Source organism: Pseudomonas sp. NPDC088890, from assembly GCF_044900155.1.
Lineage (GTDB): Bacteria > Pseudomonadota > Gammaproteobacteria > Pseudomonadales > Pseudomonadaceae > Aquipseudomonas > Aquipseudomonas urmiensis.
In genome coordinates, this window is sequence record NZ_JBJDNG010000010.1 from 31,932 (window position 1) to 45,934 (window position 14,003).

At 62.2% G+C, this 14,003-nt stretch carries 15 protein-coding genes; 4 read left to right on the top strand and 11 right to left on the bottom strand.

Annotated elements, in window-relative coordinates; translation table 11 throughout:
• The first annotated feature begins 35 nt into the window (after positions 1-35).
• From lptE to ACI2JX_RS19890, 4 genes are all read left to right on the top strand, one after another.
• Positions 36-641: an LPS assembly lipoprotein LptE gene (gene lptE, locus ACI2JX_RS19875; protein WP_404690831.1), complete on the top strand. Its 606-nt coding sequence runs from the start codon at positions 36-38 to the stop codon at positions 639-641.
• A gap of 39 nt (positions 642-680) precedes the next feature.
• On the top strand, positions 681-1,718 hold the full coding sequence (gene holA, locus ACI2JX_RS19880; RefSeq protein WP_404690832.1) for a DNA polymerase III subunit delta: 1,038 nt from the start codon (positions 681-683) through the stop codon (positions 1,716-1,718).
• A gap of 118 nt (positions 1,719-1,836) precedes the next feature.
• Positions 1,837-2,001, top strand: a complete 165-nt coding sequence (gene arfA / locus ACI2JX_RS19885; protein ID WP_186556672.1) for an alternative ribosome rescue factor ArfA — start codon at positions 1,837-1,839, stop codon at positions 1,999-2,001.
• A 61-nt stretch (positions 2,002-2,062) separates the two neighbouring features.
• Complete coding sequence (locus ACI2JX_RS19890) at positions 2,063-3,379, top strand: lytic murein transglycosylase (protein ID WP_404690833.1); 1,317 nt, start codon at positions 2,063-2,065, stop codon at positions 3,377-3,379.
• Positions 3,380-3,461: 82 nt separating this feature from the next.
• On the opposite strand, the gene ACI2JX_RS19895 is transcribed toward ACI2JX_RS19890, so the two are convergent.
• The 11 genes from ACI2JX_RS19895 to rsfS all read right to left on the bottom strand — a co-directional run bounded on the left by ACI2JX_RS19895 (position 3,462) and on the right by rsfS (position 14,001).
• Positions 3,462-4,400 carry an LD-carboxypeptidase gene (locus tag ACI2JX_RS19895; RefSeq protein WP_404690834.1) on the bottom strand — a complete coding sequence of 313 codons (939 nt, stop codon included), beginning with the start codon at positions 4,398-4,400 and terminating at the stop codon, positions 3,462-3,464.
• A 134-nt stretch (positions 4,401-4,534) separates the two neighbouring features.
• Positions 4,535-5,551 carry a lipoyl synthase gene (lipA, locus tag ACI2JX_RS19900; protein ID WP_225915626.1) on the bottom strand — a complete coding sequence of 339 codons (1,017 nt, stop codon included), beginning with the start codon at positions 5,549-5,551 and terminating at the stop codon, positions 4,535-4,537.
• Between the two features lie 2 nt (positions 5,552-5,553).
• Positions 5,554-6,201 carry a lipoyl(octanoyl) transferase LipB gene (gene lipB / locus ACI2JX_RS19905; RefSeq protein WP_404690835.1) on the bottom strand — a complete coding sequence of 216 codons (648 nt, stop codon included), beginning with the start codon at positions 6,199-6,201 and terminating at the stop codon, positions 5,554-5,556.
• A complete protein-coding gene (locus ACI2JX_RS19910) occupies positions 6,201-6,476 on the bottom strand; it encodes a DUF493 domain-containing protein (protein WP_186556668.1) in 276 nt (91 codons plus the stop codon). The genes lipB and ACI2JX_RS19910 overlap by 1 nt, the downstream gene beginning before the upstream one ends.
• A gap of 76 nt (positions 6,477-6,552) precedes the next feature.
• Positions 6,553-7,713 (bottom strand): D-alanyl-D-alanine carboxypeptidase family protein, encoded by a 1,161-nt coding sequence (locus tag ACI2JX_RS19915; RefSeq protein ID WP_264236637.1) that lies wholly within the window; start codon positions 7,711-7,713, stop codon positions 6,553-6,555.
• 307 nt (positions 7,714-8,020) lie between these two features.
• The gene (locus ACI2JX_RS19920) at positions 8,021-9,016 is read right to left on the bottom strand and encodes a septal ring lytic transglycosylase RlpA family protein (protein WP_264236636.1); all 996 of its coding nucleotides are present in this window, start codon (positions 9,014-9,016) and stop codon (positions 8,021-8,023) included.
• On the bottom strand, positions 9,016-10,026 hold the full coding sequence (mltB, locus tag ACI2JX_RS19925) for a lytic murein transglycosylase B (RefSeq protein WP_404690836.1): 1,011 nt from the start codon (positions 10,024-10,026) through the stop codon (positions 9,016-9,018). Before mltB ends, ACI2JX_RS19920 begins: the two co-directional genes overlap by 1 nt.
• A gap of 17 nt (positions 10,027-10,043) precedes the next feature.
• Positions 10,044-11,147, bottom strand: a complete 1,104-nt coding sequence (gene rodA / locus ACI2JX_RS19930; RefSeq protein ID WP_264236671.1) for a rod shape-determining protein RodA — start codon at positions 11,145-11,147, stop codon at positions 10,044-10,046.
• A 38-nt stretch (positions 11,148-11,185) separates the two neighbouring features.
• Positions 11,186-13,084: a penicillin-binding protein 2 gene (gene mrdA / locus ACI2JX_RS19935; protein WP_404690837.1), complete on the bottom strand. Its 1,899-nt coding sequence runs from the start codon at positions 13,082-13,084 to the stop codon at positions 11,186-11,188.
• A 17-nt stretch (positions 13,085-13,101) separates the two neighbouring features.
• Positions 13,102-13,569: a 23S rRNA (pseudouridine(1915)-N(3))-methyltransferase RlmH gene (gene rlmH / locus ACI2JX_RS19940; protein WP_009397919.1), complete on the bottom strand. Its 468-nt coding sequence runs from the start codon at positions 13,567-13,569 to the stop codon at positions 13,102-13,104.
• Positions 13,570-13,581: 12 nt separating this feature from the next.
• The gene (gene rsfS / locus ACI2JX_RS19945) at positions 13,582-14,001 is read right to left on the bottom strand and encodes a ribosome silencing factor (RefSeq protein ID WP_186556663.1); all 420 of its coding nucleotides are present in this window, start codon (positions 13,999-14,001) and stop codon (positions 13,582-13,584) included.
• Positions 14,002-14,003: the final 2 nt, after the last annotated feature.

Here is a 14,003-nt window from a genome sequence, read left to right on the forward strand (position 1 = left end):
GGGCGGGCGGAACAGGCCCACAAGGGAGCTTCAACATGATCAAACGCAATCTGCTGGTAATGGGCCTGGCTGTCATGCTCAGCGCCTGTGGTTTCCAGCTGCGCGGCACCGGCACCAGTGAACTGGCGATCAAAGAGCTGGACGTCAGTGCCCGCAACGCCTATGGCGAAACCGTCACTCAACTGCGCCAGGTGCTGCAGCGTAGCGGCGTCGACGTGCACACCGGCGCTCCTTACCGCCTGGTGCTGACCGATGAGAAAGAAACTCAGCGCGCCGCCACCTACAGCGGCGGCAACCGTTCTGCCGAGTACGAGCTGACCACCGTGCTCGACTACAGCATTCTTGGCCTGAACAACGTGCCGCTGCTCAGCGACAAGCTGGAAGTGCGCAAGATCTACGTGCATGACGGCGACAACATCACCGGCTCCGACCAGGAAGGCATCCAGACCCGCGAAGAACTGCGTCGCGACCTGGTGCAAGGCATGGTCGTGCGCCTGCAGATGCTGACCCCAGCCCAGCTTGATCAGCTGCAGCAGGAAGCCGACGAGCGCGCCAAGGCCGAAGCCGATGCCGCCGCTGCCGCCCAGCGTTATCGCGATGAAACACCGCAACAGTCCCCTCTGGAAATCCCGGGCACCTAAGCCCGTACGGGGCACCCCCGGGTGCCCCGCCTTGTGCTCATGAAGCTCGCCCCCGCCCAACTCAACAAACACCTGCAAGGTGCCTTGGCCCCGGTCTATGTGGTCAGCGGCGACGACCCGCTGCTATGCCAGGAAGCCGCCGATGCCATTCGCTCGGCTGCTCGCCAGCAAGGCTTCGACGAACGCCAGGTGTTCAGTGCCGACGCCAACTTCGACTGGGGTAGCCTGCTCCTGGCCGGTGCCAGCCTGTCACTGTTTGCCCAGCGCCGCCTGCTGGAACTGCGCCTGCCCTCGGGCAAGCCCGGCGACAAAGGCGCGGCGGCCTTGATGGAGTACTGCGCCAACCCTGCTGAAGACACCCTGCTGCTGATCAGCCTGCCCAAGCTCGATGGCAGCGCGCAGAAGACCAAGTGGGGCAAGGCGCTGGTCGAAGGTACGCACTGCCAGTTCATCCAGATCTGGCCGGTGGACGCCCACCAGTTGCCGCAATGGATCAACCAGCGCTTGTCCCAGGCAGGCTTGTCGGCGCAGCGCGATGCGGTGGACCTGATCGCCGCTCGGGTCGAAGGCAACCTGCTGGCCGCTGCGCAAGAGATCGAAAAGCTCAAGCTGCTGGCCGACGGCAACCAGATCACGGTGGAAACCGTGCAGGCGGCGGTGGCCGACAGCGCCAGGTTCGATGTGTTCGGCCTGGTCGATGCGATCCTCAAGGGTGAGGCGGCGCATGCGCTGCGTATGCTCGAGGGGTTGCGCGGCGAAGGGGTAGAGCCGCCGGTGATTCTCTGGGCGCTGGCTCGTGAGCTGCGCTTGCTGGCGGGTATTGCCCAGCAATTCAGCCAGGGCGTGCCGTTGGACAAAGCGTTCAGCCAGGCCCGGCCACCGGTGTGGGACAAGCGCCGGCCCCTGGTCAGCAAGGCCCTGCAACGGCTCTCGTCGCAACGCTGGGCGCAGTTGCTGCAGGATGCCCAACGCATCGATGCGCAGATCAAGGGCCAGGCCGAGGGCTCGCCCTGGACCAGCCTGGCGCGGTTGTCGCTGTTGATGGCTGGGCAGCGGTTGAGCTTGCCTTCTCAGTAGGCTTGAGATTTTGGGGCCGCGTAGCGGAGCCATTCACTGATCATATAAACAATCAATTGGCCCACCCGTTCCAAGCGACCTACAGTGCGCCCGTCACTCACCACGCTGGACCTTCAAGATGAGCAAAAAGCCGAAAAAACACGGCCCAAACAAGGCCAAATCCATCATCGCCCAGCCACTGTTCCGCAGCCGACAGGAACAACCAGGCAAGGGCAAAGGCAGCTACCGCCGCGAAGCCTTCCAATCGAGAGATTGGGAGGCTTGTTACTTTTTGGCCGCATGAAAGCATCAAAAGCGCAGGCATGGTATGGTCGGCACCTGACCTGTAATTCCTGGATCTGTGCATGCTCTTCAGTCTGTTCCCACGCTGGCAACCCCGCCAGCTGATCGCGGCCTCCAGCCTCATCCTGCTCGTCGCCTGCGCGGAGAAACCCACCGCTGCCGACGCCCTGCCGCTGGCCCCTGCCCAGCCCGCTCCGGTGGTCAACCTGCCCGGCAGCACACCTGACGTCAGTACTGAAATCCAGCCCCTGCAGACCTTCGCCCAATGGCAGGCGGGCTTCCGTCAGCAAGCACTGCAGGCCGGCATCAGCGCAAGTTTGTTCGACCGCGCCTTCAGCGGCGTCACACCCGATATGGACGTGATCAAGGCCGACCGCAGCCAGCCCGAGTTCACCCGCCCTGTGTGGGAATACCTCGATGGCGCGCTGTCGCCACTGCGCGTGCGCAATGGCAAGAAGCTGCTTGAGCAAAATGCCGAGCTGCTGTCGCGTATCGAACAGCGCTACGGCGTAGATCGCCAGGTGCTGGTATCGGTGTGGGGCATGGAGAGTAACTTCGGCCAGTTCCAGGGTAGCAAGTCGGTGATCCGCTCGCTGGCGACCCTGGCCTATGAAGGCCGGCGCCCGCAGTTCGCCCAGGACCAGCTGATTGCAGCGCTGCAGATCCTGCAGAACGGCGACATCCAGCCGGAGGCAATGCGTGGCTCGTGGGCCGGGGCGATGGGTCAGACCCAGTTCATCCCGACTACCTACAACACCCACGCGGTGGACTTCGACGGTGATGGCCGTCGCGATATCTGGAACAGCACCGCCGATGCCCTGGCATCCACCGCCCATTACTTGCAAAGCTCAGGTTGGAAGCGTGGTCAACCGTGGGGCTTCGAAGTCCAAGTGCCGGCCAGCTTCGATTACTGGATCGCCGACGGCGCCCAGCGCAAGACGGTCAGCGAATGGCTGCAACTGGGCGTGAAACTGCCCAGTGGCACGCAACTGCCTGCCGCTAGCAACCAGCTATCAGCCGCGCTGCTGCTGCCTGCCGGCGCCAAAGGCCCTGCCTTCCTGGTGTTGGACAACTTCCGCGCGATTCTCAAGTACAACAATTCATCTTCCTATGCACTGGCGGTAAGCCTGCTGGGTGACCGCTTCTCCGGCTGGGGCTTCATTGCTGGCAGCTGGCCGAAAGAAGACCTGCCATTGAGCCGCAGCGAGCGCATCGAGTTGCAGAACCTGCTCAATGCCAGCGGGCATGAGGCGGGCAACGCCGATGGCATCATTGGTGCCAATACCCGCAAGGCGATTCGTAATGCGCAGCAAGCGCAAGGGATGCCGGCGGATGGCTACCCGACGCATAAGTTGCTCGACAGCCTGCGTAGCCGCTAGCGAGCTATCGCGGGGCAAGCCCGCTCCCACGTTGTAGACGTCAGTGGACGTCACGTGGGAGCGGGCTTGCCCCGCGATAGCCTTACAACCGGAATAACGCCTGCTCCAAGCTCAGGCTGTGCTTTTCGCTGTCCAAGTGCACCCGCGCACCCAGCGGCAAGCAAATATTCGGATCGCAATGGCCACTGCGCCATCCGGCCAGCACCGGCACCGCCAACGGCGCGAAGATATCCTCCAGCAGCGGCGTCATGGCCGAAACCGTAACCCCGGCAAAATCCCCCACCAGCACCCCACGCACCCCCTCCAGCTTGCCAGCCAGGCGTAATTGGGTCAGCAGCCTGTCGATCCGGTACAAAGGCTCGTTGACATCCTCGATGAACAAGATGCTGCCGCGCGTATCGATCTCAGCCAAGGTCCCCAACGTTGCCCCTAGCAACGACAGGTTACCGCCCACCAGACGCCCGCTGGCAGCGCCTGGCAGCACGCTGGTCAATGGGTAGTTGTGCGGGTGGGCAATCGCCGCGCCCTGCCCCAGGCGCCCGCGCAACTGCTCCAGTAACGAACTGACGGTCGGCTCCAGCTTCTCACCCAGCAGATCGGCATTGAGCATGCCGCCGTGGAAGGTGAGCAATCCTGCACGCTGGTTGATCGCCGTGTGCAGGGCGGTGATATCGCTATAGCCGATCAACGGCTTGGGATGGCGCGCGATCAGCTCGAAGTCGATCTGATCGAGCAGGCGCATGCTGCCGTAACCACCACGCATGCACAGGATGGCGTGGATCTGCGGGTCGCTGAAGGCATCATGCAGATCCTGCAAACGCTGCTGATCGGAGCCGGCAAGGTAGCCTTGGGCCTGGCTGACACCGGGGTAGATGCGGCACTGGTAGCCGCGGTCGGTAAACCATTGCCCAGCCTTGGCCTGATCCAGTCGCGCTGGGCCTGCGGGGGCAATGATGGCGAAGCAGGCATTGGTCGGCAACGCCTGGGGCAATGGGGCAACCCCGCGTTCAACACAGTTCATCGAGCAACTCCTTGTAGGGATCGGCTAGCCACGATGAGCAAAAGCATCAGCCTTGCCCAGCGGGTAACGATCCCCCAATAAAAATGCCGATGGCGCCTCTCGGCGCGCATCGGCATGTTTGACTCAAGCCAGGTTCAGAGCTTGATCTTGGCTTCGTGCGCCTGCTGGTCAGCATGGTAGGACGAACGCACCAGTGGCCCGGATGCGACGTTCTTGAAGCCCATCTTGTAGCCTTCCTCGGCGAACCAGGCGAAGGTGTCTGGATGGACGAAACGCTGCACCGGCAAGTGGCTGCGCGAAGGCTGCAGGTACTGACCGAGGGTGAGCATGTCGATGTTGTGCTCACGCATGCGATGCATCACTTCGATGACTTCCTCGTCGGTCTCGCCCAGGCCCAGCATCAAGCCGGACTTGGTCGGGACATGCGGCACCAGCTGCTTGAACTTCTCCAGCAGGTCCAGCGACCAGTCGTAGTCCGAACCTGGACGGGCGGCCTTGTACAGGCGCGGCACGGTCTCAAGGTTGTGGTTGAACACATCTGGCGGCTCTTGGGCGGTGATCGCCAGCGCCACGTCCATGCGTCCACGGTAGTCCGGCACCAGGGTTTCCAACTGCACACCTGGCGACAGCTTGCGGATTTCGCGAATGCAATCGGCAAAGTGCTGGGCACCGCCATCACGCAGGTCGTCACGGTCAACCGAGGTGATCACCACGTACTTCAGGCGCAGGTCGGCGATAGCCACGGCCAGGTTGTGCGGCTCATCCACATCCAGTGGCTTCGGTCGGCCGTGGCCAACGTCGCAGAACGGGCAGCGACGGGTGCAGATGTCGCCCATGATCATGAAGGTCGCAGTACCACCGGAGAAGCACTCGCCCAGGTTCGGGCAGGAGGCCTCTTCGCAGACGCTGTGCAGCTTGTGCTTGCGCAGCAGTTGCTTGATGCGATCTACCTCGGGAGAAACCGGAATGCGCACGCGGATCCAGTCTGGCTTCTTCGGCAGCTCTTCGGTGGGGATGATCTTGACCGGGATACGCGCCACCTTGTCGGCGCCACGCAGTTTCACCCCAGCTTCCACCTTCTTCGGCGCAGGGCGCGGGGTGACATCCTGGGATGGGATCAGGTTCGGCACGGCTTCTTGCACAATTGTCATATTCAGTCGATTCCGCCCGTGAGGGTCGTCTGCTCAGCATAGTCGAGGTGCTTGACCAGCTGTCCGCGCAGCCTTGTCCTGACCTCGGTGAGTTCGATCGGACCTGCCAGATCACGTAGCTGGGTCATGGCCAGCCCCGCATACCCGCAGGGGTTGATTCGGCGAAATGGCGCTAAGTCCATGTCCACGTTCAGGGCAAGGCCGTGGAACGAACGACCATTGCGGATTCGCAGGCCGAGCGAGGCGATCTTCGCCCCGTCGACATATACACCCGGCGCATCGGGTTTAGCGGCGGCGTCGACCTCGTAGCTGGCGAGCAGATCGATCAGGCTGTGCTCGATCCGGCTGACCAGCTCACGCACGCCAAAACCCAGCCGGCGCACGTCGAGCAACAGGTAGGCCACCAGCTGCCCGGGGCCATGGTAGGTCACCTGGCCGCCGCGATCGGTCTGCACCACCGGGATGTCGCCCGGCACCAGCAGGTGCTCGGCCTTGCCGGCCTGGCCCTGGGTGAAGACCGCGGGGTGTTCGACCAGCCAGATTTCGTCCTGGCTGTGCGCTCCACGCTGCTCGGTAAAACGACGCATAGCCTCCAGCACCGGTTCATAGGGCTGCAGGCCAAGCTCGCGAAAACCGAGACAAGCGGGCATCAGAGCACCATTTTCACGATGCCGGTAGCGCGCAGGGCGCTGTTGATGTCGTGCAGCTGGTCCTCGCTTTCGGCAACGATGTGCAGTTGCACCGTGGTGTACTTGCCTTCCTTGCTCTGACGCTCGGCCAGAGTGGCCATGTCGACCTTGGCGTGCTTCTTGAGGATTTCGATTACCGTGTCCTTGAAATTGACTACGGTGTCGCCAATCACCTTGATCGGATAATCGGCGCAGGGGAATTCAATCTTGTGCGACTTGACGTCAGGTTCGCTCATGGCGGAAACGGCCTCGTAAGCCGTGGCAACAACGACGCTCCCGCTGGAGTGAGCGGGAGCGTGGCAGGTCACGTTATCAGTTGAACAACCCGTAGAAGAATAGACGAATGCTATCCCACATACGGCGGAAGAAACCACCTTCCTCGACGCCGTCGAGGGCGATGAGGTCAGCGCTGTGGACCACTTTTTCGTCCAGTTTGACTTCCACTTTACCGATCACGTCACCTTTGGCGATTGGCGCGGTCAGTTGTGGGTTCATGGTCATCGAAGCCTGAAGGCGCTTCAATTGGCCTTTAGGCATAGTCATGGTCAGGTCGTTGGCCAGGCCCGCCTTGACTTGGTTGGTGGCGCCCTTCCAGACCGGAGCCTGAGTCAGCTCGGTGCCCTTCTGGTAGAAGGTCTGGGTTTCGAAGAAGCGGAAGCCGTAGGTCAGCAACTTCTGGGTTTCGGCAGCACGCGATTGCTCGCTGTTGGTGCCGAACACCACGGCGATCAGGCGCTGGCCGTCACGTACCGCCGAAGCGACCATGCAGTAGCCGGCTTCGTCGGTGTGGCCGGTTTTCAAGCCATCGACGGTCTTGTCACGCCACAGCAGCAGGTTGCGGTTAGGCTGCTTGATGTTGTTCCAGAAGAACTCTTTCTGCGAGTAGATCGCGTAGTGAGCCGGGTCTTCGTTGATGATCGCACGGGCCAGCAGGGCCATGTCGTGGGCCGAGGAGTAGTGCTCCGGGTTCGGCAGACCGGTCGGGTTCATGAAGTGGCTGTTGCTCATGCCCAGATCGGTAGCGGTCTTGTTCATCATGTCGGCGAAGGCATCTTCGCTACCGGCGATGTGCTCGGCCAGGGCCACCGACGCGTCGTTACCCGACTGGATGATGATGCCGTGCAGCAGGTCGCTGACGCTGACCTGGGTGCCGACCTTGATGAACATGCGCGAACCACCGGTACGCCAGGCGTTTTCGCTGACGGTGACCGGGTCGTTTTCGCCGATCTGGCCACGACGGATGTCGAGGGTGGCGATGTAGGCAGTCATCAGCTTGGTCAAGCTGGCTGGCGGCAGGCGCTCGTCACCGTTGTTTTCGACCAGCACGTTGCCGCTGGACGCGTCCATGAGTACGTAGGACTTAGCGGCCAACTGCGGTGGCGATGGCATCATCTGCTCCGCTGCGAAGGCAGCAGGCGTGATCATCAGCAGTACGGGCAGGCAAAGTCGTTTGGCAAGGTTGGTGATGTTCATCCGTCTCTCGAAAATCGCTAATGGTCTGATGTTTCGTGGGCAAGGCCCAACGGCTAGTCAGTCTAGTTATGCGAGCTGCGCTGCAGCCCAGACCCGAGGCCAGGGGCCTTGCGGGAAAAAACGGCCATTGTACATGGGCGCGTCTGGCAATTCATGACAAAACAGACAGGTCGGCGTCGACTTCTTCGCGGGCAAGCCCGCTCCCACAGGGTCATCGCTGCCCTTGTGGGAGCGGGCTTGCCCACGAAGGGGTGACGCAAATCAGTGCGTCGTGCCCCTTCAGTCCACCGTCTGGCGCAGGAGTTCCCTAGTCGGTCACCAGCTTGGCCTGACCAAGATTGGCCATGCGCACACTGTCCTGGGTCTGCTGGACTTCGCCCTGGCTGCTCATCGGCCCCAGGCGTACGCGGTGCAGGGTCTGCTGGTTACGTACGATCGAGCTGATGAACACCGGGGCGCTGACCATGGTGCTGAGTTTGGAGCGCAGCAGTTCAGCTGCGTCCGGGTTGGCGAATGCGCCCACCTGGAGGTACATGCCGCCATTGGCGCTTGGCGCGCTGTTGCTTGCGATCTGCACCGGTACGACTGCCGCAGCATGCTGCTGCGCTGGCGGAGTCCATTGCTCGACCTTGCCAGTACTGGCCGGCAGCGCTTGGGTCTGGGCCACTTGCGGCTCCTTGAGCACCAACGGCGCCTGTTGACCACGCTGCGCCCACCACTGCTGCGGGTCGATCCCCTCGACGCGCACCCGCGCGGTGCCGGTTTCGGCGTAACCAAGTTTTTTCGCCGCCGCGTAGGACAGGTCGATGATGCGGTCCGAATAGAACGGGCCACGGTCATTGACCCGCAGGATAACGCTACGGTGGTTGTCCAGGTTGGTCACCCGCACGTAGGCCGGCAGCGGCAGGGTCTTGTGCGCTGCGCTCATGCCGTAGAGGTCATAGACCTCGCCATTGGCGGTGTTTTGGCCATGGAACTTGGTGCCGTACCAGGAGGCAGTGCCCTCGGCGCGGTAGTTGCGCGAGTCCTGGATCGGGTAGTAGGTCTTGCCCAGCACCGTGTATGGGTTGGCCTTGTAATTGCCGGTGTGCACGGTTGGCGTGGCGTCAGGGATCTTGTTGACATCCACATCCCACCACGGCGCGCCGTCTTTGTGAGCGCGGTTGATATCCAGGCCAGGTTGCGAACGAACCACGTTGCCGCCACTTTGCTGGGGCGGACGGCTGGACGAGCAGCTGGCCAGGACCACGCCAACGGCGATGCAGGTCAGCAGCTTGAAGGAATTCAGAGAAAATACGCGCATTACTTGACGCCCCGTGCAAGAACCAGCTGTTCCGAGAGCTGATGCACCGCCATGGCGTACATCACACTGCGGTTGTACCGCGTGATCGCATAGAAGTTCTTCAAGCCCATCCAGTATTCCGGACCGTTTTCACCCTCGAGCTTGAAGGCGGTCACCGGCAGATCATCGCGCAGCGCATCATGGCTCGACCAACCCAGGGCTTTCAACTCCCCGACCGTCTTGACCGGCTCGATACCCGTGGTCAGGCCTTCATCGGCCCGTTCGCCACGTACCTGGGCGCGGCTGACCACGCCCTCGCCCGCAACCCAGCCGTGGCGCTTGAAGTAGCTGGCCACGCTGCCGATGGCGTCATCGGGGTTGTTCCAGATATTGATGTGGCCGTCACCGTCGAAGTCCACGGCATAGTTGCGAAAACTGCTCGGCATGAACTGCGGCAAGCCCATGGCGCCGGCGTAGGAGCCCTTGAGCATCAGCGGATCGAGCTGCTCCTCCCGGGCCAGCAGGAGGAACTCGCGCAGCTCCTTGCGGAAGAATTCGGCCCGTGGCGGATAATCGAAGCCCAAGGTCGACAAGGCGTCGATCACCCGGTAGTTACCGGTGTTGCGACCAAAGAAGGTCTCCACGCCGATGATCGACACGATCACCTGGGCCGGTACCCCATATTCCTGCTCGGCGCGGGCCAAAGTGGCCTCGTGCTGCCGCCAGAAGTCGACCCCGCGGGCAATGCGCGCGTCGGTAATGAACATCGGCCGGTATTCTTTCCACGGTTTGACCCGCTCGGCCGGACGCGAAATCGCATCGAGGATCGACTGCTTGCGCTGCACCTCGCGGAACACGCCCATCAGTTGTTCGCCGGCAAAACCGTAGTCGCGGGTCATTTCGCCAACGAACTCGGCCACCTGTGGCGAGCCGTCATAGTCGCCGGCATCGGCTTGCTGGACAGCGCCGAACAGACCTATTGCGCCGATCCACGGCAGACAACGGGCAGCCCAGGTACGCACTGCTTGCATGAAATTGGTCACCTTATTCAAACCTGCGCGATCCATTTGCGGTGTGTGTGGATCGACATCAGAACGCCAAACGCTGACAGCAGCGTCACCAACGAAGTTCCGCCATAACTAATGAAGGGCAGCGGCACCCCCACTACGGGTAACAAACCGCTAACCATACCGATATTGACGAACACGTATACAAAGAAGGTCATCGTCAGGCTACCCGCCAGCAGCTTGCCGAACAGGGTCTGGGCCTGGGCCGTGATCACCAGTCCGCGGCCGATCAGCAGCAGGTAGACGATCAACAGCAGGCAGATCCCGACCAGACCGAACTCCTCGCCGAGCACGGCGATGATGAAGTCGGTGTGGCTTTCAGGAAGAAAATCCAGGTGCGACTGGGTACCGAGCAACCAACCTTTGCCAAACACCCCGCCCGAGCCGATCGCGGCTTTGGACTGAATGATGTTCCAGCCGGTGCCCAACGGGTCGCTTTCCGGGTCGAGGAAGGTCAATACCCGCTGCTTCTGGTAATCGTGCATGACGAAGAACCACATCGCCACTGCCACCGGCACCGCGGCGGCCAGCACGCTGATGATCCAGCGCCAGCGCAGGCCACCCATGAACAGCACGAACGCGCCCGAGGCGAGGATCAGCAGCGCGGTACCCAGGTCAGGCTGGCGGACGATCAGAATGAACGGCACGCCGATCAGCACCAGACTGATCGCCACGTGCTTGAGATCCGGCGGCAAGGTGCGCTTGGCCAGATACCAGGCCAAGGTTGCCGGCATGATGATCTTCATGAATTCCGAAGGCTGGAAGCGGATCACCCCCGGGATGTTGATCCAGCGGGTCGCGCCCATGGCGTTGTGGCCCATGACGTCGACCACCACCAGCAGACACACCCCGGTCAGGTATGCCAACGGCACCCAACGGGCCATGAAGCGTGGTTCGAGCTGGGCGATGATGAACATCGACACCAGACCAATGCCGAACGAGGTGGCCTGCTTCATCAGCAAGTCCCAGTTCTTGCCGCTGGCCGAATAGAGCACGAACAGGCTGCCAGCGGCGAGGGTCAGCAGGATGATCAGCAGCGGGCCGTCGACATGGATGCGCTGCAAGAAGCTGGCGCGCCGACGCATCACGTCTTCGCTGGAGAGCATGCGATCAAAGTTGTTCATCATTGCGGCGCTTCCTGGGCGACGGTGGGCGGCGCGAACTCGGTTTTCAGCCGGCCGCTCTCATCGAGCAACCAGGCATCCATCACCTGACGCATCACGGGGGCGGCCACACGGCCACCGGCTTCGCCGTTCTCGATCATCACCGAGACCACGATCTTGGGGTCTTCTGCCGGGGCAAAGCCGACGAACAAGGCGTGGTCACGATGGCGCTCCTGGACTTTGTTGCGGTCGTACTTCTCGCCCTGCTTGATCGCCACCACCTGGGCGGTACCACTCTTGCCGGCAATCCGGTACTGGGCGCCAGCGGCGGCGGCGCGAGCAGTACCGCGGGCGTTGTGCATGACCTGCTCCATCCCGTGGGTGACTCGGGTCCAGTCGGCCTTGTCGCGCAGGATGATGTCATCGATCGGGTTTTCGTCCACCGGCGGCTGGCCTTCGATGGTCTTGGCCAGGTGCGGCCGGAACCATTTGCCTTTGCTGGCGATCAGCGCCGTGGCCTGGGCCATCTGCAAGGGCGTGGTCTGCATGTAGCCCTGGCCGATACCCAGGATCAGCGTCTCACCCGGGAACCAGGCCTGGCGGCGGGTAGCGCGCTTCCACTCACGGGTCGGCATCAAGCCGGAAGACTCCTCGAACATGTCCAGCGAGACTTTCTGGCCGAGGCCGAACTTGTTCATGTAAGTGGACAGGCGATCAATGCCCATCTTGTGCGCCAAGTCGTAGAAGTAGGTGTCGTTGGAACGCATGATCGCCAGGTCCAGATCGACCCAGCCATCACCACTGCGGTTCCAGTTACGGTATTTGTGGTCATAGTTGGGCAACTGGTAGTAGCCCGGGTCGAAGACCCGGCTGCTGGCGGTGACCACGCCACTGTCCAGCCCGGCGATCGCCACCGCAGGCTTAATGGTCGAGCCCGGCGGATACAAGCCGCGCAGGACACGGTTGAACAGCGGCCGGTCGATCGAGTCGCGCAGCTCGGCATAGGCCTTGAAGCCGATACCGGTGACGAACAGGTTGGGGTCGAAGCTCGGCTGGCTGACCATCGCCAGGACTTCACCCGAACGCGGATCCAACGCCACCACCGCGCCACGCCGCCCGCCCAGGGCAAGCTCGGCCGCTTCCTGCAGCTTGATGTCCAGACTCAGGACGATGTCCTTGCCAGGAATCGGGTCGGTACGCTTAAGCACCCGCAAGACACGACCGCGCGCGTTGGTCTCGACTTCCTCGTAACCGACCTGACCGTGCAAGGCGTCTTCATAGAAGCGCTCGATGCCAGTCTTGCCGATGTGGTGGGTGCCGCTGTAATTGACCGGATCGAGGGTTTTCAGCTCTTTCTCGTTGATCCGCCCGACATAGCCGACCGAATGGGCGAAATGCGCACCTTGCGGGTAATGGCGCACCAGCTGCGCCGCCACCTCAACCCCCGGCAAGCGGAACTGGTTCACCGCCACCCGGGCGATCTGCTCTTCACTGAGCTCGAACAGGATCGGCACCGGCTCGAACGGTCGGCGCCCCTGCTTCATGCGCTTCTCGAACAGGGCACGGTCATCCGGAGTCAGCTCCAGCACCTCGACGATCACGTCCAGCACTTCCTGCCATTTGCCGGAGTTACCGGCCCGCTCGCGGGTCATGGTCAAGCTGAAGCTGGGTCGGTTGTCGGCGATGATCACCCCATTGCGGTCGAAAATCAGCCCACGAGTCGGCGGAATCGGCTGTACATGGACCCGATTGTTCTCCGACAAGGTGGAGTGGTAGTCGTACTGAATGATCTGCAGGTAATACAGCCGCGCGATCAGTACACACACCAGCAATATGATCGCCACAGCGCCGACCACGACGCGGTTGCGCACCAGGCGGGCGTCTTTCTCGTGGTCTTTGAGGCGAATCGGCTGCGACATCGGGCGGGCTTACAGGCTCATTTGTGGTAGGGATGCCCGGACAACACGGTCCAGGCGCGGTAGATCTGTTCGCCGATCAGTATCCTTACCAACGGATGCGGCAGGGTCAGCGGCGACAGCGACCAGCGCTGTTCGCTACGCGCGCACACCTCCGGCGCCAGGCCCTCCGGCCCACCCACCATCAAATTCACCGTGCGCGAATCCAGGCGCCAGCGATCCAGTTCGACCGCCAACTGCTCGGTGCTCCAAGGCTTGCCGTGCACCTCGAGGGTGACGATACGCTCGCCAGGCTGCACCTTGGCGAGCATGGCCTCGCCCTCCTGACGAATCAGGCGAGCGACGTCGGCATTCTTGCCCCGGGTGTTCAGCGGTATTTCCACCAGCTCCAGCGACAGCTCAGAAGGGAGGCGCTTGGCATATTCATGCCAGCCTTCCTCGACCCACTTGGGCATACGCGAGCCGACCGCGATCAATCGCAGACGCACGGCGCTTCCTTATTACTTGGTGAGCTTGTCGAAGAACTCGTTGGCACCGGTTTCCGAGCTGTGGTGCTTGCCATCGGCGGCACGGCTCTGCTCGGCCCCCATCCACAGGCGCTCCAGGTCGTAGAACTGACGCGCTGCGGCGGTCATCATGTGCACGATGACGTCGTTGAGGTCGAGCAGGACCCAGTCGCTCTCGCCCTTGCCTTCTTCGCCCAGCGGCTGCACGCCCTTGGCCTTGACCAGTTCGCGAACCTTTTCCAGCATCGCGTTGATCTGGCGGTTGGAGGTACCGGTGGCGATGATCATGTAGTCGGTCAGGCTGTGCTTCTCGCGTACGTCGATGACCTGGATGTCCTGGGCCTTGACGTCTTCCAGTGCGGCCTTGGCCAGCTCGACCAGTTCTTCGGCCTTGATGATGTTTTGCTTGGTCATAT